Annotated in this window: 24 protein-coding genes; 2 read left to right on the plus strand and 22 right to left on the minus strand. The window is 71.1% G+C overall.

Features of this window, described 5'->3' with window-relative positions; genetic code table 11:
• Positions 1 to 3: 3 nt before the first annotated feature.
• The 12 genes from rpoZ to HQQ88_RS03570 form a co-directional block, all read right to left on the minus strand.
• Positions 4 to 267 carry a DNA-directed RNA polymerase subunit omega gene (gene rpoZ, locus HQQ88_RS03515; protein ID WP_114849971.1) on the minus strand — a complete coding sequence of 88 codons (264 nt, stop codon included), beginning with the start codon at positions 265 to 267 and terminating at the stop codon, positions 4 to 6.
• 27 nt (positions 268 to 294) lie between these two features.
• On the minus strand, positions 295 to 1,233 hold the full coding sequence (gene gmk / locus HQQ88_RS03520) for a guanylate kinase (RefSeq protein ID WP_173168625.1): 939 nt from the start codon (positions 1,231 to 1,233) through the stop codon (positions 295 to 297).
• On the minus strand, positions 1,230 to 2,114 hold the full coding sequence (pyrF, locus tag HQQ88_RS03525; protein WP_279387368.1) for an orotidine-5'-phosphate decarboxylase: 885 nt from the start codon (positions 2,112 to 2,114) through the stop codon (positions 1,230 to 1,232). The genes gmk and pyrF overlap by 4 nt, the downstream gene beginning before the upstream one ends.
• Positions 2,111 to 5,404, minus strand: a complete 3,294-nt coding sequence (gene carB, locus HQQ88_RS03530) for a carbamoyl-phosphate synthase large subunit (protein ID WP_173168626.1) — start codon at positions 5,402 to 5,404, stop codon at positions 2,111 to 2,113. Before carB ends, pyrF begins: the two co-directional genes overlap by 4 nt.
• Entirely contained in the window at positions 5,404 to 6,603 is a 1,200-nt protein-coding gene (gene carA, locus HQQ88_RS03535) for a glutamine-hydrolyzing carbamoyl-phosphate synthase small subunit (RefSeq protein WP_123937797.1), read from the minus strand. The genes carB and carA overlap by 1 nt, the downstream gene beginning before the upstream one ends.
• Positions 6,600 to 7,163, minus strand: coding sequence for a hypothetical protein (locus tag HQQ88_RS03540; protein ID WP_123294318.1), 564 nt, complete (start codon positions 7,161 to 7,163; stop codon positions 6,600 to 6,602). Before HQQ88_RS03540 ends, carA begins: the two co-directional genes overlap by 4 nt.
• Positions 7,160 to 8,518 carry a dihydroorotase gene (locus tag HQQ88_RS03545; RefSeq protein WP_131846506.1) on the minus strand — a complete coding sequence of 453 codons (1,359 nt, stop codon included), beginning with the start codon at positions 8,516 to 8,518 and terminating at the stop codon, positions 7,160 to 7,162. The genes HQQ88_RS03540 and HQQ88_RS03545 overlap by 4 nt, the downstream gene beginning before the upstream one ends.
• Entirely contained in the window at positions 8,515 to 9,474 is a 960-nt protein-coding gene (locus HQQ88_RS03550) for an aspartate carbamoyltransferase catalytic subunit (protein WP_173168627.1), read from the minus strand. Before HQQ88_RS03550 ends, HQQ88_RS03545 begins: the two co-directional genes overlap by 4 nt.
• Positions 9,474 to 10,073 (minus strand): bifunctional pyr operon transcriptional regulator/uracil phosphoribosyltransferase PyrR, encoded by a 600-nt coding sequence (gene pyrR / locus HQQ88_RS03555; protein WP_216833943.1) that lies wholly within the window; start codon positions 10,071 to 10,073, stop codon positions 9,474 to 9,476. The genes HQQ88_RS03550 and pyrR overlap by 1 nt, the downstream gene beginning before the upstream one ends.
• A gap of 24 nt (positions 10,074 to 10,097) precedes the next feature.
• Positions 10,098 to 10,550 carry a transcription antitermination factor NusB gene (nusB, locus tag HQQ88_RS03560; protein ID WP_123294314.1) on the minus strand — a complete coding sequence of 151 codons (453 nt, stop codon included), beginning with the start codon at positions 10,548 to 10,550 and terminating at the stop codon, positions 10,098 to 10,100.
• Between the two features lie 11 nt (positions 10,551 to 10,561).
• Positions 10,562 to 11,125, minus strand: coding sequence for an elongation factor P (gene efp / locus HQQ88_RS03565; protein WP_111083909.1), 564 nt, complete (start codon positions 11,123 to 11,125; stop codon positions 10,562 to 10,564).
• A gap of 90 nt (positions 11,126 to 11,215) precedes the next feature.
• On the minus strand, positions 11,216 to 12,907 hold the full coding sequence (locus tag HQQ88_RS03570) for an AarF/ABC1/UbiB kinase family protein (protein WP_131920073.1): 1,692 nt from the start codon (positions 12,905 to 12,907) through the stop codon (positions 11,216 to 11,218).
• A 437-nt stretch (positions 12,908 to 13,344) separates the two neighbouring features.
• Here HQQ88_RS03570 and HQQ88_RS03575 point away from each other — a divergent pair, with 437 nt between their 5' ends.
• Positions 13,345 to 13,524: a hypothetical protein gene (locus HQQ88_RS03575; protein WP_123937793.1), complete on the plus strand. Its 180-nt coding sequence runs from the start codon at positions 13,345 to 13,347 to the stop codon at positions 13,522 to 13,524.
• A 7-nt stretch (positions 13,525 to 13,531) separates the two neighbouring features.
• Here the strand turns inward: HQQ88_RS03575 and HQQ88_RS03580 are convergent, their stop codons facing one another.
• A complete protein-coding gene (locus tag HQQ88_RS03580; protein WP_173168629.1) occupies positions 13,532 to 14,146 on the minus strand; it encodes a nucleoside deaminase in 615 nt (204 codons plus the stop codon).
• A 425-nt stretch (positions 14,147 to 14,571) separates the two neighbouring features.
• Between HQQ88_RS03580 and HQQ88_RS03585 the strand changes: the two genes are divergently transcribed.
• Entirely contained in the window at positions 14,572 to 15,885 is a 1,314-nt protein-coding gene (locus tag HQQ88_RS03585; RefSeq protein WP_173168630.1) for an LLM class flavin-dependent oxidoreductase, read from the plus strand.
• Here the strand turns inward: HQQ88_RS03585 and aroB are convergent.
• From aroB to HQQ88_RS03630, 9 genes are all read right to left on the minus strand, one after another.
• Positions 15,882 to 16,979, minus strand: a complete 1,098-nt coding sequence (aroB, locus tag HQQ88_RS03590) for a 3-dehydroquinate synthase (protein ID WP_173168631.1) — start codon at positions 16,977 to 16,979, stop codon at positions 15,882 to 15,884. The genes HQQ88_RS03585 and aroB overlap by 4 nt on opposite strands.
• Complete coding sequence (locus HQQ88_RS03595; RefSeq protein ID WP_173168789.1) at positions 16,976 to 17,473, minus strand: shikimate kinase; 498 nt, start codon at positions 17,471 to 17,473, stop codon at positions 16,976 to 16,978. Before HQQ88_RS03595 ends, aroB begins: the two co-directional genes overlap by 4 nt.
• 59 nt (positions 17,474 to 17,532) lie before the next feature.
• Positions 17,533 to 18,753 carry a chorismate synthase gene (aroC, locus tag HQQ88_RS03600; protein WP_123294309.1) on the minus strand — a complete coding sequence of 407 codons (1,221 nt, stop codon included), beginning with the start codon at positions 18,751 to 18,753 and terminating at the stop codon, positions 17,533 to 17,535.
• A gap of 43 nt (positions 18,754 to 18,796) precedes the next feature.
• Entirely contained in the window at positions 18,797 to 20,377 is a 1,581-nt protein-coding gene (mltG, locus tag HQQ88_RS03605; RefSeq protein WP_254066826.1) for an endolytic transglycosylase MltG, read from the minus strand.
• Between the two features lie 89 nt (positions 20,378 to 20,466).
• Positions 20,467 to 20,910: a Holliday junction resolvase RuvX gene (gene ruvX, locus HQQ88_RS03610; protein WP_173168791.1), complete on the minus strand. Its 444-nt coding sequence runs from the start codon at positions 20,908 to 20,910 to the stop codon at positions 20,467 to 20,469.
• An 8-nt stretch (positions 20,911 to 20,918) separates the two neighbouring features.
• Positions 20,919 to 23,576, minus strand: coding sequence for an alanine--tRNA ligase (gene alaS / locus HQQ88_RS03615; RefSeq protein WP_173168632.1), 2,658 nt, complete (start codon positions 23,574 to 23,576; stop codon positions 20,919 to 20,921).
• Between the two features lie 81 nt (positions 23,577 to 23,657).
• A complete protein-coding gene (locus HQQ88_RS03620; RefSeq protein ID WP_111083901.1) occupies positions 23,658 to 23,840 on the minus strand; it encodes a hypothetical protein in 183 nt (60 codons plus the stop codon).
• Between the two features lie 132 nt (positions 23,841 to 23,972).
• On the minus strand, positions 23,973 to 24,602 hold the full coding sequence (gene rpsD, locus HQQ88_RS03625; protein ID WP_111083900.1) for a 30S ribosomal protein S4: 630 nt from the start codon (positions 24,600 to 24,602) through the stop codon (positions 23,973 to 23,975).
• 223 nt (positions 24,603 to 24,825) lie between these two features.
• On the minus strand, positions 24,826 to 26,178 hold the full coding sequence (locus tag HQQ88_RS03630; protein ID WP_173168792.1) for a replication-associated recombination protein A: 1,353 nt from the start codon (positions 26,176 to 26,178) through the stop codon (positions 24,826 to 24,828).
• Between the last annotated feature and the right edge of the window lie 69 nt (positions 26,179 to 26,247).

Consider the following 26,247-nt stretch of genomic DNA (forward strand, 5'->3'; position numbering starts at 1 on the left):
GGATCAGTCGGAGGGCTGCTGCTGCTTGGTGACGGTGAGCTTGTCCTCGTTGATCTCGTGGAGAGCCACGGACAGCGGCTTGTCGTCGATCGTCGAGTCGACGAGCGGGCCGACGTTGTCGAAGAGCGAGCCCTCGTGCAGGTCGGCGTAGTAGTCGTTGATCTGACGCGCGCGCTTGGAAGCGAAGATGACGAGCGCGTACTTCGACTCGACCTTGCTGAGCAGGTCGTCGATGGGCGGGTCGATGATGCCCTGGGGGTTGGCCATGGAGTCTCCTCGTCGTCGGTGCACCCGTCAGGGCGCAGAGAACAAGTCTACGACCTGTCGTGCCGCGGTGCCGACATCGGAGTTCACGATGCGGACGTCGAACTCGTCCTGGGCAGCCAGTTCGACCTTCGCGGTGTCGAGTCGACGCGCCTGTTCCTCGGGCGACTCGGTGCCGCGGCCGATGAGTCGACGCACCAGTTCTTCCCACGTCGGGGGCAGCAGGAACACGAGCACGGCCTCGGGCATGGCGTCACGGACCTGGCGAGCACCCTGCAGGTCGATCTCGAGCATGACCCGCTCGCCGGCGTCGAGCGCTCGGTCGATCGGCGGCCGCGGGGTGCCGTACCGGTACGAGTTGTGCACCGTGGCCCACTCGAGCAGTTCGCGCTCGCGGATCATCCGGTCGAACTCGGCGTCGTCGACGAAGTAGTAGTGCACGCCGTCGACCTCGCCCGGGCGGGGCTTCCGGGTCGTGGCGGAGACGCTGAGGTTCACGTCCGGGTACTGCTCGCGGATGTACGCGCTCACCGTTCCCTTGCCGACGGCGGTCGGCCCGGCGAGGACGACGAGCTTCGAGGCACCGCGCTTGCGACCGCGCGCGGCGAGCCAGTCGGCCAGGGCCGTGCGCTGCCGGGTGCCGAGGCCCCCGAGGCGCTTCGACGGCGCGATGCGCAGGGTGCCCATGATCGACTCGGCACGCGCCGGACCGATGCCGGACAGGCTGACGAGCAGGTCGCGCACCCGGAGCGAGCGCTCCGCCGAGGTCGTGTCGACCAGGGCGTCGTCCCATGCCGATCGAGCGACCTCGAGTGCCGAGCGCTCCCCCGACGCGACCTGGGACTTCACCGCGGCCCGGGCGCGTCGCGCGGCGACCGCCGCCTGGGCCGCCGCGACGCGGTCGACCTCCGGTGGGGTGCGGTGGGCCGGCAGGTCGGTGCCGTCGGTACGGTCGCCGCCGGTGGTCATGCTGCGGCTCCGAGGGCGGCGCGGATCCGGTCGGCGCGGTCGGACACGAGTGCCGTGACCCCGTCCGGACCGTCGGTCAGCAGACCGCGCGACTCGCTGACGAGCACCTGCTCGGCGCGCGCACCGTACAGCGCACGGAGGTCCTCGATCCGGGCGCCCTGGGCACCGAAGCCCGGGGCGAGCACCGGCGCGGTGCCGATCGCGTCCGCGTCGATGCCGAAGTCGTCGAGGTGAAGGGTCGCGCCGAGCACGAGCCCGACGTCGCCGAGGGCCTGGTCGCCCGCGGCCCGGTTGTCGTCTGCCACGTCCAAGACGATACCGGCAGCCACGGACCGCCCGGCACGCGGGCCCTCCGCCAGGACCGCGGTCTGCAGCACCCGCGCCTCCGGGTTGCTCGTCGCGGCGAGCACGAAGACCCCGGCACCGTTCCGCCGAGCGACGTCGACCGTCCCGCTGAGCGAGCCGTAGCCCAGGTACGGCGACACCGTCATCGCGTCGGCCGCGAACGGCCCGTCACGGTCGAGCCACGCGAGTGCGTAGTCGTCACCGGTCGACCCGATGTCGCCCCGCTTCACGTCGGCGACGACCAGGAGGCCCGCATCACGTGCCCGACGGATCGTCGCGTCGAGCGCGCGGTAGCCCGCCACCCCCGCCGCCTCGAAGAAGGCGATCTGCGGCTTCACGATCGCCGCGCGGCCGGCGGCCGCGTCGACCAGGGCCGCGCCGAAGGCCGTCAGGCCCTGCTCGTCGCGGCCGAGCCCCCACGCCGCCAGGGTGGTGGCGTGGGGGTCGATGCCGACGCAGAGCGGTGAACGCTCGCGCATCGCGGACGCGAGCCGATCGCCGAAGGAGGCCGGGCCTCCCGTGTGTCCCTCGCTCACCAGGTGGCGCGCTCCCGCGCGTAGTCCTGCAGGCTCCGGACGTTGAGCGGCGTGCCGATCGTCTCGATCGCCGCGACCGCCGCACCGATCTGCGCGATCGTCGTGAACAGCGGCTTGTCCGCTGCGACCGTGGCCGCACGGATCTCGTACCCGTCCGCACGACCGGCGGCACCCGACGGCGTGTTGATGACGATGTCGACCTCGTTGCGCGTCAGCAGGTCGACGACGCTCTCGCCGCCCTGGCTGTACTTGCCGACGATGCCGACCTCGATGCCGTTGCGGCGGAGGATCTCCGCCGTGCCCTCGGTAGCGATGATCGTGAAGCCGAGCTGCTGCAGGCGGTGCACCGGCAGCACGATGGCGCGCTTGTCGGTGTCCGCGACGCTCACGAAGACCGTGCCGCTGGTCGGCAGGCCGCCGTACGCGGCGTCCTGCGACTTGAGGAACGCCCGCGGGAAGTCGCGGTCGATGCCCATGACCTCGCCGGTGGAGCGCATCTCGGGGCTGAGCACCGAGTCGACGACCTGGCCCTCGCGGGTGCGGAAGCGGCGGAAGGGCAGGACGGCCTCCTTCACGGCGACCGGGGCCTCCATCGGGACGAACGCCCCGTCGCGGGCCGGCAGCATGCCCTCGGCGACGAGCTCGTCGACGCTCGTGCCGGTCATGATGCGCGACGCGGCCTTGGCCAGCGCGATGCCGAGCGCCTTCGAGACGAACGGGACCGTGCGGCTGGCACGCGGGTTCGCCTCGAGGACGTAGAGCACGCCGGCGCCGATGGCGAACTGGACGTTGAGCAGACCCTGCACGCCGATGCCGCGGGCGATCTTCTCGGTCGCGTCGACGACGCCCTGGATCTCGGCGCGGCCGAGGCCGACCGGGGGCAGGGTGCACGCGGAGTCACCGGAGTGGATGCCGGCCTCTTCCAGGTGCTCCATGATGCCGCCGATGTAGAGCCGCTCACCGTCGAAGAGCGCGTCGACGTCGATCTCCACCGCGTCGTCCAGGAACCGGTCGACGAGCAGCGGGAGGTCCGGGCCGATGATCGCCTGGTCGGCCATCCGGTCGAAGTAGTCGGCGAGCGACGGGGAGTCGTACAGGATCTCCATGCCGCGGCCGCCGAGCACGAAGGACGGGCGGACGAGCACCGGGTAGCCGATCTCCTCGGCCACGGCGGTCGCGCTCGCCAGGTCGTGGGCGGTGCCGTTGCGCGGCGCGAGCAGCCCCGCGGCGTCGAGGATGGCGGAGAACTGGCCGCGCTCCTCGGCGGAGTCGATCGCCGTCGGGCTGGTGCCGAGGATCGGGATCCCCGCCGCCTCGAGCGGCTTCGCCAGGCCCAGGGCGGTCTGCCCGCCGAGCTGCACGACGACGCCGACGAGCTCGCCCGACGCCGCCTCGGCCTCGATGACCTCGAGGACGTCCTCGGCCGTGAGCGGCTCGAAGTACAGACGGTCCGAGGTGTCGTAGTCGGTGGAGACCGTCTCGGGGTTGCAGTTGATCATGATCGTCTCGAACCCGGCGTCGCTCAGCGCGAAGGACGCGTGCACGCAGGAGTAGTCGAACTCGACGCCCTGGCCGATGCGGTTCGGGCCGGAGCCCAGGATCACGACCTTCTTGCGGTCGCTCGCGACCACCTCGGTCTCGGCGTCGTACGACGAGTAGTGGTACGGCGTCAGGGCCGGGAACTCGCCGGCGCAGGTGTCGACGGTCTTGAAGACGGGACGGATGCCGAGGGCGTGCCGGTCGTCGCGGACCTGCTGCTCGCTGACCGGGTGCTCCGGGGTGCTGCGCAGCGCCGCGATCTGGGTGTCGCTGAAGCCGTGCTCCTTGGCCCAGCGGATGGTGTCCGCGTCGAGCTCGTCGGCGGCCGCGACCTCGGCGGCGACCTCGTTGATGAGCACGATCTGGTCGATGAACCACGGGTCGATCTTCGTGGCTTCGAAGACCTCGGCGGCGGTGGCGCCGGCGACCAGGGCCTGCTGCACCGTGACGATCCGGCCGTCGGTGGGGATGGACGACTTCGCGAGCAGGGCGTCCTTGTCGAGCTCCGACGCCGGGGTGTCCCAGTGGAAGCTCGAGCCGCGCTTCTCGAGCGAGCGCAGCGACTTCTGCAGCGCCGTCGCGTAGTTGCGGCCGATGGCCATCGCCTCGCCGACGCTCTTCATCGTCGTGGTGAGCGTGGCGTCCGCCGCGGGGAACTTCTCGAACGCGAAGCGCGGGGTCTTCACGACCACGTAGTCGAGCGTCGGCTCGAAGCTGGCCGGGGTCACCTTCGTGATGTCGTTCTGGATCTCGTCCAGGCGGTACCCGATGGCGAGCTTCGCGGCGATCTTCGCGATCGGGAAGCCCGTGGCCTTCGAGGCAAGCGCCGACGAGCGGGAGACGCGCGGGTTCATCTCGATGACGATCAGACGGCCGTTCGACGGGTCGACGGCGAACTGGATGTTGCAACCACCGGTGTCGACACCGACGCGACGGATGATGTCGATGCCGATGTTGCGCATGTTCTGGTACTCGCGGTCGGTGAGCGTGAGCGCCGGGGCGACGGTGATCGAGTCGCCGGTGTGCACGCCGACCGGGTCGACGTTCTCGATGGAGCAGATGACGACGGTGTTGTCGTAGTTGTCGCGCATCAGCTCGAGCTCGTACTCCTTCCAGCCGAGGATCGATTCCTCGAGCAGGACCTCGGTCGTCGGGCTGGACTGCAGCCCGTCGCCGACGAAGCGGACGAGCTCGGCTTCGTCGTACGCGAAGCCCGAACCGAGACCGCCCATGGTGAAGGACGGGCGGACGACGAGCGGGTAGCCGAGGTCCTTCGCGAACTCCTTCGCCTCTTCCAGCGTGTGGGCGATGTGGCTCCGGGCCACGTCGGCGCCGGACTCGAGCACGAGCTCCTTGAAGAGCTGGCGGTCCTCACCGCGCTGGATGGCGTCCACCTTGGCACCGATGAGCTCGACGCCGTGCTTCTCGAGGATGCCGGCCTCGTCGAGCGCGATCGCCGCGTTCAGGGCGGTCTGGCCGCCCAGCGTCGGCAGGACGGCGTCCGGCTTCTCGATGCGGATGATCTCCTCGAGGCACGCGTTCGTGATCGGCTCGATGTAGGTCGCGTCGGCGAAGTCGGGGTCGGTCATGATCGTCGCCGGGTTCGGGTTGACGAGGATGACCCGGACGCCCTCGGCGCGGAGGACACGGCACGCCTGGGTGCCGGAGTAGTCGAACTCGGCGGCCTGACCGATGACGATCGGGCCGGAACCGATGACGAGGACGGAGTTGATGTCTGCGCGCTTGGGCATCAGTTCGCTTCCTTGGTGATGTCTGCTGCGGGAGTGGTCGCGTCGGCGGTGGCCGCGTCGAGCGGCTCCCCGTCACGTCGCGCGCGCACCAGGTCCGCGAACCGGTCGAAGAGGTACATGCTGTCGTGCGGACCAGCGGCGGCCTCGGGGTGGTACTGCACGCTGAACGCGGGCACGTCGAGCGCCCGCAGGCCCTCGACCACGTCGTCGTTCAGCGAGTAGTGCGAGACCTCGACACGGCCGAACCCGGCCGGCGACTCGAGGACCTGCCCCAGGGGAGCGTCGACCGCGAAGCCGTGGTTCTGGCTCGTGATCTCGACCTTGCCCGTGGTGGTGTCGAGCACCGGCTGGTTGATGCCGCGGTGCCCGAAGGGCAGCTTGTAGGTGCCGAAGCCGAGCGCGCGGCCGAGCAGCTGGTTGCCGAAGCAGATGCCGAAGAACGGACGCCCGGTCCGCAGGCTGCCCTGCAGCAGTTCGACCTGGGCGTCCGACGCGGCGGGGTCGCCGGGGCCGTTCGAGTAGAACAGGGCGTCCGGTGCGAGCTCCTCGAGCGCCGCAGCGGAGATGTCCTGCGGGACGACGTGCACCTCGAACCCGCGCTGGGCGAGGTAGCGGGTGGTCGACGCCTTCACGCCCAGGTCGAGCACGGCCAGTCGGCCGATCTGCTCGCCCTCGGCCGGCACGACGTAGGTCTCCGGGGTGGACACGATCGCAGAGAAGCTCGCGCCGGCCATCGTGGCCTGCGACCGGACGGCGTCCAGCTGCTCCGACTCCGAAAGCGTCGCGTCGGCGCCGCTGAACACGCCGCCCTTCATGGCGCCGGCGTCGCGGATCCGGCGCGTGAGGGCGCGGGTGTCGATGCCGGAGATCCCGACGATGCCGTCGCGCACCAGGTGGTCGTCGAGCGACGCGTTCGCGCGGTGGTTCGAGACCACGCGGCTGGGGTCGCGCACCACGTACCCGGCGACCCAGATGCGACGGGACTCGGGGTCCTCGTCGTTGACGCCGGTGTTGCCGATGTGCGGTGCGGTCTGCACCACGATCTGGCCGGCGTAGGACGGATCGGTCAGCGTCTCCTGGTAGCCGGTCATGCCGGTCGCGAAGACCACCTCGCCGAGCGTGCGCCCGCGGGCGCCGTAGGCCCAGCCGTCGTACCGGGTGCCGTCTTCGAGGACCAGGACGGCCCGTTCGCGTGTCATGCTTTCTTCCCTTCGCCCGCGGTTCGCGGGGCATCGGCCGCAGTCGCCTGCGGCCCGGTCTCGGTCAGTCCCTGCAGGGCGAGCAGCGCGGCTGCGTCGCCCTCCGGGAACCGGAAGTACGTGTCGAGGTCCGTCGCACCTGCGGCGCCGGTCGCCGTCCATCGCAGACGGACCAGTCCCCCGGGCTCGACCACCCGGTCGATCGCCCACGTCGAGCGGTCGGCACCGCGGACCGCAGCACGTGCGATCCAGCGGTCGTCCGCGCCGGCGAGTCGCAGGACCACACCGGTCGCGTGGACGCGCACGCCGCCGCGACCCCGGAACCCGAGTCCGCCGGCGGTGATGCGTTCCAGCGGCTGGTCGGCACGGGTCGTCGCGACGGAGAAACCGTCCCAGGACCCGACTTCCGGTCCGATCGTGGTCGGGACGGGGACGGGAGGCACGGATTCCGCCTGCTTCCTGGTCCGCGTCCGCCAGGTGCGCGCCATGGCGACGAACAGCGCGGCCACCGCGAGCAGGATCACCCCGCCGAGCAACCAGCGCGCGGCGTCGCCGCTCATGCGCGCGCCCCCGTCCGGAGCGCCGCGGCGTGCGCGGCGACGGTGTCGGCGTCGACGAGGCGGCCGTCGAGCACCGTCGGCGCGCCCAGGTGGAACGTGGCGACGACCCGGCCGGGCAGCGTCATGCCGAGGTACGGCGAGTTCTGCGACTGTCCGGCGAGGTCGGCGACCGCGAACTCGCGGCTGGCCGTCGGGTCGTAGAGCGTGATCTCGGCCGGCGCGCCCTCGGCGATGCGCTGACCGTGGCCCTCGACCTGGCCGATGCGCGCGGGCGCCTCGGACAGGACCCGGGCGACGTCGGCCCAGTCGAGCTGGCCCGACGCGACGACGGCGGACTGCACGACGCTCAGCGCCGACTCGAGGCCGACCATGCCGTTCGCCGCCGCCGGCCACTCGCAGCACTTCGCCTCGGCGGTGTGCGGTGCGTGGTCGGTCGCGACGATGTCGATGGTGCCGTCGGCCAGGGCCGCGCGCAGGGCGTCGACGTCCTCGCGGGCCCGGAGCGGCGGGTTCACCTTGTAGCGGGCGTCGTACCCGGGGGCGCCGTCGTGCCCGGCGATGAGGTCCTCGGTGAGCACGAGGTGGTGCGGGGTGACCTCGGCGGTGACGTCGATGCCGCGGGACTTGGCCCAGCGGATGACCTCGACGCTGCCGGCGGTCGACACGTGGCAGACGTGCAGCCGCGCGCCCACGTGGTCGGCGAGCAGGACGTCGCGGGCGATGATCGCCTCTTCTGCCACGGCCGGCCAGCCCGCCAGCCCGAGCTCCGATGACAGGCGGCCCTCGTTCATCTGCGCGCCGATGGTGAGTCGGGGTTCCTGCGCGTGCTGCGCGAGCACCCCGCCGAAGCCCTTGATGTACTCGAGTGCGCGGCGCATGAGGAGCGGGTCGGAAACGCACGAGCCGTCGTCCGAGAAGACCCGGACCTTCGCCCTGCTCGTTGCCATGGCACCGATCTCGGACAGGTGCGTGCCCTGCAGCCCCTGCGACACCGCGCCGATCGGGCGGACCGTGACGTAGCCGGCGTCGTCGCCGAGTGCCTGCACCTGCTCGACGACCCCGGCGGTGTCGGCGACCGGGCTCGAGTTCGCCATCGCGTTGACGGCGGTGAAGCCTCCGGCCGCGGCGGCGCGCGAGCCGGTGAGGACCGTCTCGGATTCCTCGTGACCGGGCTCGCGCAGGTGGGTGTGCAGGTCGACGAGACCCGGCAGGGCGATGAGCCCGTCGGCGTCGACGACCGTGGCACCGCTCGCGTCCACGCCGGAGCCGATCGCCGTGATGCGGCCGTCCTGCAGTCGGATGTCGGCGCGCGAGCCGTCGACCAGCTGCGCGCCGCGGATCAGGTGAGCGGTCATGCTGCGGACTCCTTCGGTTCGGTGCCGGTCAGGGCCAGGTAGAGGACCGCCATGCGGACCGAGACGCCGTTCTCGACCTGCTCGACCACGGTGGAACGGGGGTCGTCGGCAGCGACGCCGGCGATCTCCAGCCCGCGGTTCATCGGACCGGGGTGCATGATCAGAGTGCGCTCGGACAGCCGCGCGAACCGCGCAGCCGTCAGGCCCCAGTGCCGCGTGTACTCGCGCGGGTTCGGGAAGAACGCGTCGTCCATCCGCTCCTGCTGGATCCGGAGCGTCATGACGACGTCCGGGTCCTCGGCCAGGGCGGCGTCGAGGTCGTGGTGCACCGCGGCCCCGAACGGGGTCGTGGTGGCGGGCAGGAGCGTCGGCGGTGCGGCGAAGGTCACGCTCGCGCCGAGGGTCCGGAGCAGCCACGCGTTCGACCGGGCGACGCGGCTGTGCAGCACGTCGCCGACGATCAGGACCCGGACGCCGTCGAGGCCCTGTCCGCGCGACCCGGCACCGTGCAGGCGACGACGCATCGTGAAGGCGTCGAGCAGCGCCTGCGTCGGGTGCTCGTGCGTGCCGTCGCCGGCGTTCACCACGGGGACGTCGATCCAGTCGGCGTCGGCCAGCACGCGCGGCGCACCGGACGCGCCGTGCCGCATCACGATGCCGTCGATGCCCATCGCGCCGAGGGTCTGCACGGTGTCCTTGAGGGACTCACCCTTGGAGACGCTGGAACCCTTGGCCGCGAAGTTGATGACGTCGGCCGACAGGCGCTTCGCCGCGGCCTCGAACGAGATGCGCGTTCGTGTCGAGTCCTCGAAGAACAGGTTCACGACGGTCTTGCCGCGCAGGGCCGGGAGCTTCCGGACCTCGCGCGTGTTGACCTCGGCCATCTCCTCGGCGACGTCGAGGATGTGCATGGCCTGGTCGCGCGACAGGTCGGCGGTGGAGAGCAGGTGCCGCATCACGCCACCCCCTGCTCGATGAACACGGTGTCGTCGCCGTCGGTCTCGGACAGGTGCAGGGTGACCCGCTCGTCCGAGGCGGTCGGCAGGTTCTTGCCCACGTGGTCCGCGCGGATCGGCAGCTCGCGGTGGCCGCGGTCGACGAGCACGGCGAGCCGGACGGCGCGCGGCCGGCCGATCCCCTGCAGGGCGTCGAGCGCTGCCCGGACCGTGCGACCGGAGTACAGGACGTCGTCGACGAGCACGACGACCTTGCCGTCGATGCCGCCGGCGGGGATCACCGTGCGGTGCGGGGCACGACCGATGCCGTGCCCGAGGTCGTCCCGGTGCATGGTCACGTCGAGCGTGCCGACCCGTTCGGATCCGATGCCCGCCCGCGCGGACCGCCACTCGGGCTCGATGTCCGCCAGGACGCGGCCTAGTCGTTCGGCGAGCACGGCGCCCCGGGTCGGGATGCCCAGGAGGACGAGGTCCGAGCCGCCGTGGTTGGCCTCGAGGATCTCGTGTGCGATGCGCGTCAGAGCGCGCGTGATGTCGGGTTGCTGCAGGACCGTTCTGGTACCCACGTCGACCCCCTTCCCCGCCTCACTGGACGGCATTAAAGGATGCTGACGTGCACAAGCCTAGCGGGACTCCTGGTCCCCTGCGACCGTCCGACCGGACGGTGCACGACCGCCGGCGACGGCTCCGAGGACACCGTTCACGAAGCCCGCGGAGTCCTCGGTCGAGAGCGACTGGGCGAGCTCGACGGCCTCGGCGATCGCGACGGCGTCCGGCACCTCCGGGTTGAACCGGAGCTCCCAGACGGCCATCCGCAGGATGCAGCGGTCGAGGACCGGCATCCGGGCGATCGACCACCCCTGGGCGTGGTCGATGATGACGGAGTCGATCTCGTGGCGGGCGTCATCGACGCCCGTCACGATCTGCCGTGCGTAGTCCCAGCTCGAGGCACGCTCGGGCTGGTCCAGGTGACGGACGGTCTCGGTCGCCAGGACGTCCGTGATCGGGAGCTCGCGCACCTCGGCCACGTACAGCATGTCGAGGGCGCGCTTGCGGGCCTTCGAACGAGCACTCATACGGGCGTCGCCTAGGAGTTGACGCGGCCGAGGAAGCTGCCGTCGCGCGTGTCGATCTTCACCGTGGTGCCGCTCTCGAGGTACAGCGGGACCTGGATGCGGTGGCCGGTCGCGATGATGGTCGCGTCCTTGGTGCCACCGGAGGAGCGGTCGCCCTGCAGGCCCGGCTCGGTCTCGACCTCGGTCACGATCGACGTCGGGAGCTCGACGTAGAGCGGGTTGCCCTCGTTCATCGCAATGGTGACCATCGCGGACTCGAGCAGGTAGTTCTTCGCGTCGCCGACGACCGTCGCCGAGACCGGGATCTGGTCGTAGGTGTCGGTGTCCATGAACACGTACGAGTCGCCGTCCTCGTAGAGGAACTGGTAGTCGCGGCGGTCGACCACGGCGGTGTCGATCTTCGCACCGGCGTTGAAGGTGCGGTCGACGACCTTGCCGGAGACGACGTTCTTCAGCTTGGTGCGGACGAACGCGCCACCCTTGCCGGGCTTGACGTGCTGGAACTCCACGACCGACCACAGCTGGCCGTCGATGATGAGAACGGCGCCGTTCTTGATGTCAGTGGTACTGGCCATGAGTCTTCGGTGTCCCGTTCGGTCGTGTTGTGAAAGGTCTTCGGGCCGCGCTGGCCCCGGACGAGTGTAGCGGACGCCCGACCGTCGCCATCAGCGCCGTCGCCGGGCGCGCCAGGAGTCGATCGCCGCCCAGCCGAGCAGCACCACGGCCGCTCCCCCGAGCAGTGCCCCGGCCACCGCGGTCGAGATCGCCGCGTCCGGTCGGGCGGGCAGTGCCAGGTAGACGATCGCCAGGATGCCGGCACCGGCGCCGAGCAGCACGAGCAGGATGCGCCGGATCATGCCGGACACGAGCTCGCGGTCGCGGCGGTCCGCGAAGAGCCGGATGTTGACGGTGAACTTGCCCGTCTCGATCGCCTCGCCGATCCGGTCGACCCGGCGCGGCAGCCGTCGGGCCGCGGAGACGACGCCGATCAGCTCCTTCGCCGCCAGGTCGCGCAGCTTGCCGGGGCGCAGCTGGTCGGTGATCTGCTCACGGGCGAGCCCGCGGGACTCCTCGAGCAGGTCGAACGAGGGCGCGAGCGTCCGGAGCGTGCCCTCGAAGATCGCCAGCGCCCGCGCGGCGGCGACGAAGTCCGGCGGCGCCTTGAGCCGGTACCGCCCGAACACCTCGACGGCATCGTCGACCGTCTCGACGCCGATGCGCGCGCCCGGTCCGAGCTCGTCCGCGACGAAGCGCGCGATGTCCCGACGGAAGTCGGGCTCGTCGTGCGCGTCGCGCACCGGTGCCATCCGCAGGACCGCATCGGCGATCCGCGAGGTGTCGTCCTGCAGGTAGGCGACCAGCAGGTCCTGGACCGTGTCCCGGAGGGTCGGGTCGAGCCTCCCGACCGATCCGAAGTCGATCAACGCGGGCCGCCCGTCGGGCAGCACCAGGACGTTCCCGGGGTGCAGGTCGGCGTGGTACAGGCCGTCGAAGACGACCTGTCGCAGGAACGCCCGCAGGATCGCGCGCATCGGGCCGTCGAGGTCGCGGTCCGCGCGCTCGGCGCGGATCGCGCTGAGCGTGTCGCCCTCCAGGAACTCCATCACGAGTACGCGGCGCCCGGAGAGGTCCGGGTACGGGTCCGGGAACCGGACCTCGTCCGGACGGGCACTGCGGGCCTGTGCGGCACGCAGGGCGGTGAGGTTGCGCAGCTCGGAGACGAAGTCGACCTGGCGGACCAGGTCGTCGGCGTACTGCGCGGCCACGTCCTGCACGCCGACCTGCCGGGCCTCGGTCGACCATCGCGCCATGAAGCGGACGACACGGAGCGCGATGTCGACGTCACGGCGGACGGCGGCGTCGATGCCGGGTCGCTGCACCTTGACCGCGACCGCGGTGCCGTCGGGCAGGCGGGCGCGGTGGACCTGGGCGATCGAGGCCGCGGCGACGGGCACCGGGTCGAAGGACGCGAAGACCTGGTCGACCGGTGCGCCGAGTTCCTGTTCGAGCAGGGCGAGCACCTGGTCGGCGGGGGCGGCGGTGACGTTGCGCTGCAGGTGGGCGAGTCCCTCGGTCCACTCCTCCGGCAGCAGGTCGTCGCGGGTGGAGAGCAGCTGGCCCATCTTCACGAACCCGCCGCCCGCTTCCTCGAGCGCACGGCGCAGGTGCTCGGCCTGGCTGCGGCGCAGGTCGGAGGTGGCCGGGTCGTGCGAAAAGTCGAGGCGACGGAACGGGACGAGGCGGTGGCGTCTCGCGATCGACAGCAGTTCGGTGAACCGGCGGCCGCGGGACCGGAGGGTGCCGGTGTCGGCCTCCTGCGAGCCGGACAGGTCGCTCAGTCGGGGTGGGTTGGGCACGTCGTCAGTCTGCTCCCCGCTGCTGGGTCCGCCGGGTGCGCCCGTTGTCGTGCACAGGCCGGGAGGCGCGGTCCGGCATCCACAGGTCGGCTCGCGTGTCGCGTCGGGTCGCGCCCACTGCCGCAGGCTTGCCCAATGGAGACAGCACTGGTCGCGGCGTGCATCGCCGCCGGCGCGGCGATCGTGGCGGCGGTCGTCAGCTGGTTCGGGGCGTTCCAGAGCCGGCGGACGACCGATCGAGAACACGCCTGGAAGCGGTTCACCTGGTCGCTCGCCCAGCCACGAGGCGGCGGTGCATACGACATTTCGAGAACTGTGCTCCGGGAACTCGAGACCGTACGGTGGTGGTCGAAGGCGGACCGACGGCTCGCCACTCGTGCACTCCGGAGGCGAACCGCCGCCGATCACGTCCACCCTGAGGAAGAGGAGTCCACCTGATGCCGATCTTGCGACCCTTGCCGGATGCGCCCGACGTGGACGCGGACGACGACGTGCTCTTCGCGTGGGACAACGGAGCCACCGTCGCGGAGTTCCGGGAATGGCAGCGGACCGGCGTCCTCACCGTGTCGATGCAGGTCAAGTGGTGGTGGCGACGGACGCGGCGGGTGTTGCGCTGACGCCGGGTCAGGCGCCGCTGCCGTTGTAGCGCGCGGTGGCACCGGACTCGACCAGGTCGCGGTAGCGCTCGAGCGCCGTCTCGGCACCGGTGCTTTGCTCCTGGTGCACGTCGATCCCCCGAGCAACGAGCTGCTCGCGCCAGTCCCCCGGCACCGGGCCCTCGTCGAAGCCCGTGATCCGCTCGACCGTGGCTCCGTCGGCGGCGAACTCCAGCGCGGAGACCCCCGACCACAGCAGGGCCCCGAGGCACATCACGCACGGTTGGGCGTTCACCACGAGCACACGCCGGTGGCCGACGTCACGGCCGAGGTTCCAGGCCCCCATCCGAGCCTGTGCGAGTCCGAGGGTGACGACCTCGGCGTGCATCGACGACAGATTGGTGTGCAGTACCAGGTTCACCCCGAGGGCGACGACCGCGCCCGTGTCCTCGTCGACGACGGCCGCCGCGAACGGACCGCCGGTGCCCTCCTCGACGTTCCGTTCGGCGAGGGCGTTCACGAGCGCGAACCGCTCCGCACGGGTGCCGAGGTGTTCCGGAGCAGCGGCCTGCGCGTCGCGGAGCCAGTCGGGGACGCCGACACGGAGCTCGGTCGGGAACGGGGCGAGGGCTGCTGCAGACATGCGGCGACGCTAACGGCGCATCGTTTCGACGGTGTTTCCCGATCGAAACGATGCCGAAACACCACGCCCGTAGCGTCGTCCACCACCGGCTCGAGCCGGTGGGAGAACGCGACACGAGCACGGGCGACAGGGGGGCGACGATGACGGCACACCACGCGACCGCCGCGTCCCGCTGCTGGCCCCGCGGCGCCATCGCGCACGGACACTGACGTCCGTCCGTCCGTCCGTCCGACCGACCGACCGACCGTCCGTCTGACCGCCGCGCGCCGATCCGCTGGGCGGTCCACGTGCTCTGGAGCGCGCCGTCTCGCCGAGCCGCCCCGATCCGCGCACCCTGCTCCGTGCCTCCTGGCCGTCCGCCGGAGGCACCCACCCACCTGCTGCACCGTCCCACCTGCTGCACCGTCCCCTCCGAGAGGACCCCCGTGACCACGATCCACCTCGCAATGTTCCTGTTCCCCGGATACCACCTCGGCGCCTGGCGCCTGCCGGACGCCGTCCCCGAGCTCGACCTCGGCATCGACCACTACGTCCGCGCCGCCGAACTCGCCGAGGCAGCGAAGCTCGACGCCCTGTTCTTCGAGGACCAGGCCGCAGTCCGGCGCAGCAACGACATCCTGGCCAACGACACCTACGGTGCGGCGAACCCCCGCTCGATCCACTTCGACCCGACGATGCTCCTGCCCGCCCTGGCGATGCGGACCACGCACTTGGGTCTCGCGGCGACGTCGACCACGACCTTCAACGACCCCTACAACCTCGCGCGGCGGTTCTCGACCCTCGACCACATCAGCAAGGGCCGCGCGGGGTGGAACCTCGTGACGTCCTTCAACGAGGACGAAGCCCAGAACTTCGGACTCGACGCCCACGTGCAGCACGCCGCCCGGTACGAGCGGGCGAGCGAGTTCGTCGACGTCGTCACCGGGCTGTGGGACTCGTGGGACCCGGACGCGATCGTGCGCGACAAGGAGTCCGGCACCTACTTCGACATCGAGAAGATGCGGTTCCTGCAGCACGACGGCGAGCACTTCCGCGTGCGAGGACCGCTGACGACGGGTCGGAGTCCGCAGGGACGGCCCGTCGTGTTCCAGGCCGGTGCGTCGGAGCCGGGCCGCGCACTCGCGGCGCGCACCGCCGACGTCGTGTTCACCCTGCAGTCCGACCCGGACGAGAGCCGTGCGTTCCGCGACGACATCCGCGCGCGCGCCGAACGGTTCGGCCGCGACCCCGACCACGTCAAGGTGCTCGTCGGGATGACCCCGATCGTCGGCGACACCGACCAGGACGCACGCGACCTCGCCGCCCGGATGATGGCGTTGATCCCCGACGACCTGGCACTGAGCAACCTGAAGCCCCTCGCCGGTGGCGTCGACTTCCGGCAGTTCGATCTCGACGCGCCCGTGCCGGAGCTGCCCGAGTCGAACGCCGGCAAGTCGCACCGGGCAGCGATCATGGCGGTGTCACGGCAACAGGGACTGTCGGTCATCGAGACCGCCCGGTACTTCGCCGAGGGCAGTTACCGGAAGATGATCGGGTCACCGTCGACGATCGCCGACACCATGCAGGCGTGGTCGGAGGCCGGGGCGTGCGACGGGTTCCTGGCGGTGCCGACGCACTTCCCGGCCGGGGTCGAGGACTTCACCCAGAAGGTCGTGCCGGAGCTGCAGCGCCGCGGACTGCACCGCACCGAGTACACCGGACCGCACCTGCGCGACCACCTGGGCGTGCAGAAGCACTAGACGCCGACCTCTTGGTAGGCGGTGAACAGCAGGTGGTCCTCGGGGCCCTCGAGGATCACCGGCTTGCCGACACCGTCGAGGATGATGAAGCGGAGCATGCCGGCACGGGCCTTCTTGTCGCGACGCATCGCGGCGAGGAGGCCCTGCCACCGTCCGAGACCGTACGACGTCGGCAGGTCCAGGGAGTCCAGGATCGCCCGGTGCCGGTCCACGGTCGCGTCGTCGAGGTGGCCCGTCAGGCGGGCGAGCTCGGCGGCGAACACCATGCCGACCGACACCGCAGCACCGTGCCGCCACTGGTACCGCTCCGCGTGCTCGATGGCGTGCCCGAGCGTGTGACCGTAGTTCAGGATCTCGCGTCGTCCCTGCTCGGTGAAGTCGTCGGACACGACCTCGGCCTTCAGGGCGATGGCGAGTTCGACCACGCGGCGGAATTCCGGCGACGTCGGGTCGGTGACGCGGGCGACGTCGGCCTCGATGATGTCCAGGATCTCCGGCACGGCGATGAACCCGGCCTTCACGATCTCCGCGAAGCCGGTGAGGATCTCGTTGCGCGGCAGGGTGCGGACGAGGTCGAGGTCCGCGACCACCGCGCGGGGGGCGGAGAAGGAACCGACCAGGTTCTTGCCCTCGTTCGTGTTGATGCCGGTCTTCCCGCCCACGCTGGCGTCCACCATGCCGAGCACGCTCGTCGGCACCGACACGTACGGCACCCCGCGCAGCCACGTCGCCGCGACGAAGCCCGCCAGGTCGGTGACGGCACCGCCACCGAGGCCGATGACGGCGTCGGTGCGGGTGAAGTCGGACTGGCCCATGATCTGCCAGCAGAACGACGCGACCTCGATGCGCTTGGCGGCCTCGGCGTCGGGCACCTCGGCGATGAGGGCTTCGAGGCCGGCGTCGACGAGCAGGTCGCGCAGGTCGTTCGCACGCGCACCGAGGGTCGGGGCGTGCACGATGAGGACCTTGGCGACACGAGGGCCGAGGATCGCGGGCAGCGAGCCGAGCAGGCCCGAACCGACCGCCACCACGTAGCCGTCGTCACCGCCGACGCGGATCTCGGTGGTGCCTGCGGGCAGGATCGGGTCGGTCACGGTGCTCCTTCGGTGGTGGGGGCGTTGCTGTCGCTCCGCAGCCAGGTGACGACCTCGTCGACCACCCGGGACATCGGACGGCGCGAGGTGTCGACGACGACGTGCGCGAGCTCGGCGTAGGTCGCCGCACGCTCGTCCATGATCGTCTGCCAGGCGTCGATGCCGCCGTTCGCGAGCAGGGGCCGGTCCGAGCCGGCGATCCGCTCGGCGACGGCCTCGGGCGAGACGGTGAGCAGGACGATGCGGGCGCCGGACAGTGCCTCGCGGGTGGCGGCGTGCGTCACCGCTCCGCCGCCGACGGCGATCACGCCCCCGGTGCCGAGCGCGGTCCGGACGGCGTCGGCTTCGAGGGCACGGAAGGCCAGCTCACCACGGTCGGCGAAGATGCCGGGGATGGGGCCGTGCTCGCGGACGATGACCCGGTCCGTGTCGGTGAACGGCACGCCCAGCGCCTTCGCGACGCGCTTGCCGACGCTGGACTTGCCGGCGCCCATCGGGCCGATCACGACGACGGGCGCAGCCGGACCTCGCGCGGCGCCGCCGCCGTTCGTGCTCACGACGCGTCGGCCGGTGCCGCCGGCTCCGTCCGACGGGTGCGGAGCGTCTCCGGGATCGACGCGAGGTAGGCGTCGAGGTTGCGCTTGGTCTCGACGACGTTGTCGCCGCCGAACTTCTCGAGCACGGCGTCGGCGAGCACGAGCGCCACCATCGCCTCGGCCACGACGCCGGCGGCCGGGACCGCGCAGACGTCGGACCGCTGGTGGTGGGCCGAGGCGTCCTCGCCCGAGACGACGTCGACGGTGTGCAGCGCGTGCGGCACGGTCGCGATCGGCTTCATGCCGGCACGGACGCGCAGGACGGTGCCCGTGGACATGCCGCCCTCGGTGCCACCGGCACGGTCGCTCGTGCGGTAGATCTCGCCGTCCTCACGGTAGAGCTCGTCGTGGGCCGCGGAGCCGCGACGGCCAGCGGTCGCGAAGCCGTCGCCGACCTCGACGCCCTTGATCGCCTGGATGCCCATGATCGCCGCGGCCAGACGGGCGTCGAGCCGACGGTCCCACTGCACGTGCGAGCCGAGCCCCGGCGGGACGCCGTAGAACAGCACCTCGACGACGCCACCAAGGGTGTCGCCGTCCTTCTTCGCGGCCTCGACCTCGGTCACCATGCGCGCCGAGGTGTCGGCGTCGAAGCAGCGCAGCTGGTCGTCGTCGAGACGGTCGACGTCGTCTGGCAGCGGCAGGTCGGTGCCGTCCGGCACGCGGACCGTGCCGACCTGCAGGGTGTGCGCGACCGACCGCATGCCGAGTTCGGCGAGGAAGGACTTCGCGACGGCGCCGAGCGCGACGCGGGCCGCGGTCTCACGGGCGCTCGCGCGCTCGAGGATCGGGCGGGCCTCGTCGAAGCCGTACTTCTGCATGCCGACCAGGTCGGCGTGGCCCGGACGCGGGCGGGTCAACGGGGCGCTGCGGCCACGCGACATCTCGGTGGACTCGACCGGCTCGGGGTTCATGACCTCGACCCACTTCGGCCACTCGGTGTTGCCGATCCGGATCGCGATCGGGCTGCCGAGCGAGAACCCGTGCCGGACACCGCCGGACACGTGCAGCTCGTCCTGTTCGAACTTCATGCGCGAGCCGCGACCGTAGCCGAGCTTGCGGCGCGCGAGATCGGTACGGATGGACTCGAACGACACCGGGACACCCGCGGGCAGGCCCTCGAGCATCGCGATCAGTTCGGGTCCGTGGGACTCACCAGCAGTCAACCAACGAAGCATGCTGCAATCCTCCCACAGCGCACCGCTGTGCGACGTCGTCGCCCTACTGGTAGTCGGGGTGCGCCCGGAGCCACGCCTGGAACTGCTTCACGGCGACGAGGTGCTCGTCGTAGGTGTTCGAGAACACCGTCTCGCCGGTCTCCAGGTTCACCGTCACGAAGTACAGCCACTTGCCCGGGGCCTCGTTCGTCACGGCCTTGATGGCGATGTCCCCGGGGTTCGAGATCGGTGCCGGCGGCAGCCCCTCGTGCACGTACGTGTTGTACGCGTTCGACTCGTCGGCGCGTTCTGCGTCGGTCGTCGTGACGGTGTGGGTGTTGCCGGTGCCGTAGGCGACGGTGGCGTCGGACTGCAGGCGCATGCCCTGGTCGAGCCGGTTCTGGAACACCCGCGCGACCTTCGGGTAGTCGGCGGCGAGGCCGGCTTCCTTCTGCACGAGCGACGCGAACACGATGACGTGCTCCTGGTCGGCCTCCTTGACGCCGGCGGCGGCCAGGTGCTCCTTCATCGTGTCGACCATCGACCCGAAGTACTGCTCCGCGGTCCACCCCGGGTTGATCGGGTACGTCGCGGGGAACAGCCAGCCCTCGAGCGTGGTGACGCCGGACGGCAGGTCGTACGCGGACACGTCCTTCGCGGCCTTGGCGACCTCGGTCTTGGTGAGCCCGGCCTTCGAGACCATGCCGGCCTCGATGTCCGCCAGCGCGGTGCCCTCGGGGATCACGATCGAGGCCTGCACGCGGTTCTTCTCGTCCTGCAGCGCGGCCAGGGCCGACTTCGAGCTCATCTGCTTCTTCAGCGAGTACGAACCCGGCTGGAACTGCACGTCGGGCGACGCCAGCAGCAGCTTGTAGAAGACCTTCGAGTCCTTCACGACCCCGCTGCGCTGCAGCGTCGCGGCGACGTTCTCGCCGATGTCGCCCTGCTTGATCGTGATGGTGACCTTGGCCTTGCCGGAGCCGGTGTAGTCGTCCGGTTCGGTCGAGCCGCTGACCGCGGCGACGATCTGCTGGATCTTCGGGGCGGCGAACGCGTACGCGCTCACCCCGCCGGCCACGACCACGGCGACGATCACGATGCCGGCGATGAGCGGCCCGCGACGGCGCTTCGGGCGCGGTTCGCGCGGTGGCCTGGAGGCTCCCCCGCGTCCGCCACGGCCACCACGTCCGCCGCCTCCCGCGGCTCCACCGCCACCGGTGCGCCCGGCGTCGTCGGTACCGTCGGGCCCGTCGGACCCGGCTCCGCCGGCGGCGGGCGCCGAGGGCACCTCGCCGGTCAGCAGCGCGGCGACCTCGGGATGGAGTTCGGGGGCCGCCTGCTGCGGTCGCACGGGCTCCGGTGCCGGCTGCTCGCGGGGAGCGGTCGAGTCGGGGTCCACGCGGTCGGCGGCGGCGAGCTCCTCGGGTGCCGGCTCGGAGTCGGGCCCGGGAACGGCGTCGCGACGAGCGCGTTCCGCTTCGAGCGCCCGAGCCTCGCGGCGGGACATCGGACGGTCCGGCTGCGGGGTCACCCGCGCGGAGTCGTCACGGTCATCGGTACCTGCTGCGCGGTCGGAAGTGGTCTTCCGCCGCTCGGCTTCGTTGCCGGGCGCGATGATCGCGTTCCAGTCCAGATCGTCTGCCAACGGTTCTCGGTCTCTCGGTCGGGAACTCCGCCTGGGCACCGTCGTCCTCGGGTGACGGAAGGGCAGCCGGGTCGCGGTGGGTTGCCCTGTCAGGGAAGCGTGGTGCCCGGAGGGGCACCGGCACTGCGTTCGTGGTCGAGCGCGTGTTGCAGAATGATAACAGCGGCCGCTTGGTCGATCACGGACCGCGACTTCTTCGTGTTCTTGCCGGCCTGGTGCAGTCCGCGTTGCGCGGTCACCGTGGACAGTCGTTCGTCGACCAGCCGGACCGGGCGGCGCTCGGCGATCCGGGCAGCGAACGCCCGCGCGTCGTCCGTCGACGGGGTGTCGCCGCCGGACATCGACAGGGGCAGTCCGACGACGAGCTCGAGCACGTCGTACTCGTCCGCGATCTCGAGGATCCGACGCAGGTCGGTCGAGTCGTCGCGACGCACGGTCTCGACCGGCGTCGCCAGCAACCCGTCGCGGTCGCACACGGCGATCCCGATCCGGGCGCGGCCGACGTCCACGCCGAGCCGCCGCCCGGACCGGATCGCCACGATCAGCCCGCGATCCGAGCGGTCACGGCGCGGAGCGCAGCCGGGAGCGCAGCCGGGTCGGTGCCGCCGCCCTGGGCCAGGTCCGGCTTGCCGCCGCCGCCACCACCGAGCACACCGGCGGCCTCCTTGGCGAGCGGACCCGCCTGGACGCCCGCGGAGCGCGCCGCGTCGTTCGTCGCGACGATCACGATCGGCTTCCCGCTCACCACGGCACCGAGCACGACGACGGCAGCGCCGTCACCGAGCTGTGCGCGGACCCCGGTGGCCAGCGAGCGCAGGTCGTCGCCGGACTGCAGGCCGTCGACGGTCTCGGCCACGACGGTGGTCGTGCCGACGGTCGTCGCGGTCCGTGCGATCGACGGGACCCGCTGCTGCAGGTTCGCCGACTCGTACTCGGCGATCCGCTTCTGCGCGGTGCGGAGGTCCTCCATGAGCGACTGCACACGCGTGGGCAGGTCGGCACGGGGGGCCTTCAGCGCGCTGGAGAGCTGCGAGACGATGGTCCGCTCGACCGCGAGGTCACGGAAGCCCTCGAGCCCGACGAGCGCTTCGACACGACGGTTGGTCGACCCCACGCTCGACTCCCCCACCAGGTTGACGAGTCCGATCTGGGCGCTCGACGCGACGTGCGTCCCACCGCAGAGCTCGCGTGACCACGGACCGCCGATGTCGACCATGCGGACCTCGGCGCCGTACTTCTCACCGAAGAGCGCCTGCGCACCGAGCGCCTTGGCCTCGTCGATGGGCATGATGCGGGTCGAGACCTCGAGGTCGGTGCGGATCGCGGTGTTGACGACCTCCTCGATCTCGGAACGGGTCGCGAGCGAGATCGGCTGCGACCACGAGAAGTCGAGGCGCATGTAGCCGGACTTGTTGTACGAACCCGCCTGCAGCGCCTCGGGGCCGAGGATGTCGCGGAGCGCGGCGTTCACCAGGTGCGTCGCGGAGTGCGCCTGCGTCGCGCCGCGACGGTACTCGGCGTCGACCACGGTGCTCGCCGCGTCGCCCACGCCGACCTCGCCCGAGCGGACCTGGACGGTGTGGCTCCAGAGGCCAGCGACGGGACGCTGGACGTCGAGGACCTCGAGGTCGAAGCCGTTGCCGACGATCGATCCCTGGTCGGCGTCCTGGCCACCCGACTCGGCGTACAGCGACGTCTCGCCGAGGACGACCTCGGCGATGTCGCCCGCCACGGCCCGGTCGACGCTCACGCCGCCGACGATGATGCCGAGCACGTTCGTCTCGGCCTCGAGCGCGTCGTAGCCGAGGAAGACGGTTTCGCCCTTCGCCCGGAACGCGCTGTACACGCTCAGGTCGGCGATCGCGGTCTTCTTGCTCTTCGCGTCGGCCTTCGCCCGGGCACGCTGCTCGGACATCAGGGTCTCGAACGCGGTCCGGTCGACGTGGACCCCGGCCTCTTCGGCCATCTCCATCGTCAGGTCGATCGGGAACCCGAAGGTGTCGTGCAGCAGGAACGCGGTGTCTCCGCCGATGGACGGCGCACCGTCCTGCTTCGCGCGCTCGACGGCGACGTCGAGGATCGTCGTGCCCTGCGCGAGCGTGCGGAGGAACGTCTCCTCTTCCGCGTAGGCGATCCGCGCGATGCGGTCGTAGTCGGAGGCGACCTCGGGGTAGGCGTCGCGCATCGCGTCGCGGGACGCCGGGAACAGCTCCGGGAACGTCGCGGTCTCGACCCCGAGCAGGCGCATCGCACGGACCGTGCGGCGCAGCAGCCGACGCAGGATGTACCCGCGGCCCTCGTTCGATGGGCTCACACCATCGGCGATGAGCATGAGCGCGGAGCGCACGTGGTCCGCGATGACCCGCATGCGGACGTCGTCATCGTGCACGGCGCCGTAGCGGCGGCCGGAGATCTCGGACGCGCGGTCGAGGACCGGGCGGACCTGGTCGATCTCGTACATGTTGTCGACGCCCTGCTTGATGAAGGCGACGCGCTCGAGCCCCATGCCGGTGTCGATGTTCTTGTTCGGCAGCTCGCCGGTGATCTCGAAGTCGTACTTCGAGCGGACGTCCGCGATCTGGTACTGCATGAACACGAGGTTCCAGATCTCGACGTACCGGTCGTCGTCGGTGGCCGGGCCGCCGTCGATGCCGTACTCGGGCCCGCGGTCGAAGAAGATCTCGGAGCAGGGACCTGCGGGTCCGGGCTGGCCGGTGGACCAGTAGTTCGTGTCCTTGCCGAGTCGCTGGATTCGCTCCTCGGGCAGGGTGGAGTGCTGCTTCCAGAACGCGATCGCCTCGTCGTCGTCCTCGTAGACCGTCACCCAGAGGTCGTCGGGCGAGAAACCGAGCCCGCCGTCGGACTCCGGGTTCGTCAGGAACTCCCAGGCGAACTGGATCGCCTGCTCCTTGAAGTAGTCGCCGAACGAGAAGTTGCCGTTCATCTGGAAGAACGTGCCGTGGCGAGGGGTCTTGCCGACCTCTTCGATGTCGTTCGTGCGGATGCACTTCTGCACGCTCGTGGCACGGGGGTACGGCGCGGGGACGAGCCCGGTCAGGTACGGGATGAACGGCACCATGCCGGCGACCGTGAAGAGGAGCGACGGGTCGTCGGAGACGAGGGACGCGGACGGGACGACGGTGTGGCCGCGGTCACCGAAGTACTGGAGCCAACGGCGGCGGATCTCTGCGGTCTGCATGGTGCTTCCTGGGTTCAGGTCGGGGGGTGGGAGGTGGAGGCGGGACGACGGTGCGGCCGGACCGCGGTGGAGCTCGACGACTCAGACGTCGGTGCGGAGCTCGGCCCCGCGGGACCGGTACCCGTCGGCGACCGCGCCCGTGAAGGCCTTCGTGCTCGCGTCGACGACGGCGAAGAGCCGTGCGCCTCCGGGGGTCCTGGCGACCTGGTGCGCCACGGCGAACCCGATGACGACGCCGACCGCGACGAAGAACAGCTGCTTCACGGTGCCTCTCCCTCTGTGCACCCTGGCGGTGCATGCCCGGACAAGCTTAGCCGCCGGGCACTTCGGGGCCGGAACGCCGAACGGCGGGCCGTCCTCGAGAGGACGACCCGCCGTTCGGGTGTGATCAGTGGATCAGCGAGCTGCGTAGTACTCGACGACGAGCTGCACTTCACAGGTCACGGGGACCTCGGCGCGCTTCGGGCGACGCACGAGGCGGGCCTGGAGCTTGTCGATCTCGACCTCGAGGTAACCCGGGACCTTCGGCAGGACTTCCTGGTGGCCACCGGCAGCGGCGACCTGGAAGGGCTCCATCGACTCGGACTTCGGCTTGACGTGGATCAGCTGGCCCTCCTTGACGCGGAAGGAGGGGCGGTCCACGAGCTTGCCGTCGACCAGCAGGTGACGGTGCACGATCAGCTGACGGGCCTGCGCGGTGGTGCGGGCGAAGCCGGCACGGACCACGAGGGCGTCGAGGCGCTGCTCGAGGAGCTCGACCAGGTTCTCACCGGTCAGGCCCTTCGTCTTGCGGGCCTCTTCGAAGACGATGCGGAGCTGCTTCTCGCGGATGCCGTACTGGGCGCGCAGACGCTGCTTCTCACGGAGGCGGACGGCGTAGTCGCTGTCCGCACGACGGCGCGTACGGCCGTGCTCACCGGGGCCGTAGGGGCGCTTCTCGAGGTAACGGGCCGCCTTCGGCGTCAGCGGGATGCCGAGTGCGCGCGACAGGCGGGTCTTGCTGCGGGTACGTGACTTGGTAGACACAGGGTCCTTTTCTCTGTTCGAACTGAATACTCACCGGAGGCCGGGCACGCGAGTGCCCGTGGCCCCGACGACGGGATCCAGAGGGATGAGCCTGTGGGATCGGACGGCTACAGTCCGAACCTCTGCCCCCGTACCACCGGAGTGGCACTCTGTCCTCAACGCAGCCGTGCTCGAGGACCAGGACGTAGGCCCGGCAATGCTAGCAGGAACTCGACGTGCCGTCCTACTGCCCGCGGGTGATCTTCCGGAGTCGTTCGAGCCGCGGACCGACCTCGCGCTCGTAGCCGTTCGCCGTCGGGGTGTAGTACTCGGTGCCCTCGAGCGCATCGGGCAGGTACTGCTGCTCGGCGACCCCGTGCTCGGCGTCGTGCGAGTAGACGTAGCCCTTGCCGTGGCCGAGTCGCTTCGCCCCGGCGTAGTGCGCGTCGCGCAGGTGCATCGGCACGGTGCCCATCCGGCCGGCCTTCACGTCCGCCATCGCCGCGTTCACACCGTTGTAGGCGGCGTTCGACTTCGGCGCGGTCGCCAGGTACACGACGGCCTCGGCCAGGGGGATGCGGCCCTCGGGCATGCCGATGAGCTGCACGGCCTGGGCCGCCGCGACGGCGATGGGCAGCGCCTGCGGGTCCGCCATGCCGATGTCCTCGGACGCCGAGATGATGATCCGGCGCGCGATGAACCGGGAGTCCTCGCCCGCTTCGATCATCCGCGCGAGGTAGTGCAGCGCGGCGTCGACGTCGCTCCCCCGCACCGACTTGATGAACGCGCTGATGACGTCGTAGTGCTCGTCGCCCTGCCGGTCGTACCGCAGGAGTGCACGGTCGACGGCCGCGGCGACGGTGTCCGCGTCGACCACCGGCACGGTGTCGTCGTCGTCGTCCTGGGCCGCGGTGGCCGAGGCCGCAGCGGCCTCGAGCGCCGTGAGGGCGCGTCGGGCGTCACCCGAGGCCAAGCGGACGATGGCCCCACGTGCCTCGTCCCCGAGGACGACCGCGCCACCGAGGCCGCGGGGGTCCTCCACCGCACGGTCGACGAGCATGCCGAGGTCGGCGTCGGTGAGCGGCTTGAGCGTCAGGAGCAGGGACCGGGACAGCAGCGGGGAGATGACCGAGAACGACGGGTTCTCGGTGGTGGCCGCGATGAGGATCACCCACCCGTTCTCGACCCCGGGCAGCAGGGCGTCCTGCTGGGCCTTGCTGAACCGGTGGATCTCGTCGAGGAACAGCACGGTCGTGGACCCGTACAGGTCGCGGTGGGTGAGGGCCTTCTCCATGACCTCGCGCACGTCCTTGACGCCGGCGGTGACCGCGGAGAGCTCGACGAACTCGCGCCCGGACTGCCGCGCGATGGCCTGCGCCAACGTGGTCTTGCCGGTGCCGGGAGGACCCCAGAGGATGACCGACACACCGCCCGGGTTGTCGCGGGTACCGGTGGCGAGCTGCACGAGCGGCGACCCGCGGCCGAGCAGGTGCTGCTGGCCGGCGACCTCGTTGAGGCTCGTCGGGCGCATCCGGACCGCGAGCGGGACGGAGCCCTGCGCGAGACCGGCGCGACCGCCCGTCGTGGGCGCACGCATGCTCGAACGGTCCGCTGCCATGCACCAATCGTAGGCCGACCCACTGACAGCCCCGCGCCTCCCAGGCCG

The sequence above is a fragment of the Curtobacterium sp. VKM Ac-2861 genome (assembly GCF_013204965.1).
GTDB lineage: Bacteria > Actinomycetota > Actinomycetes > Actinomycetales > Microbacteriaceae > Curtobacterium.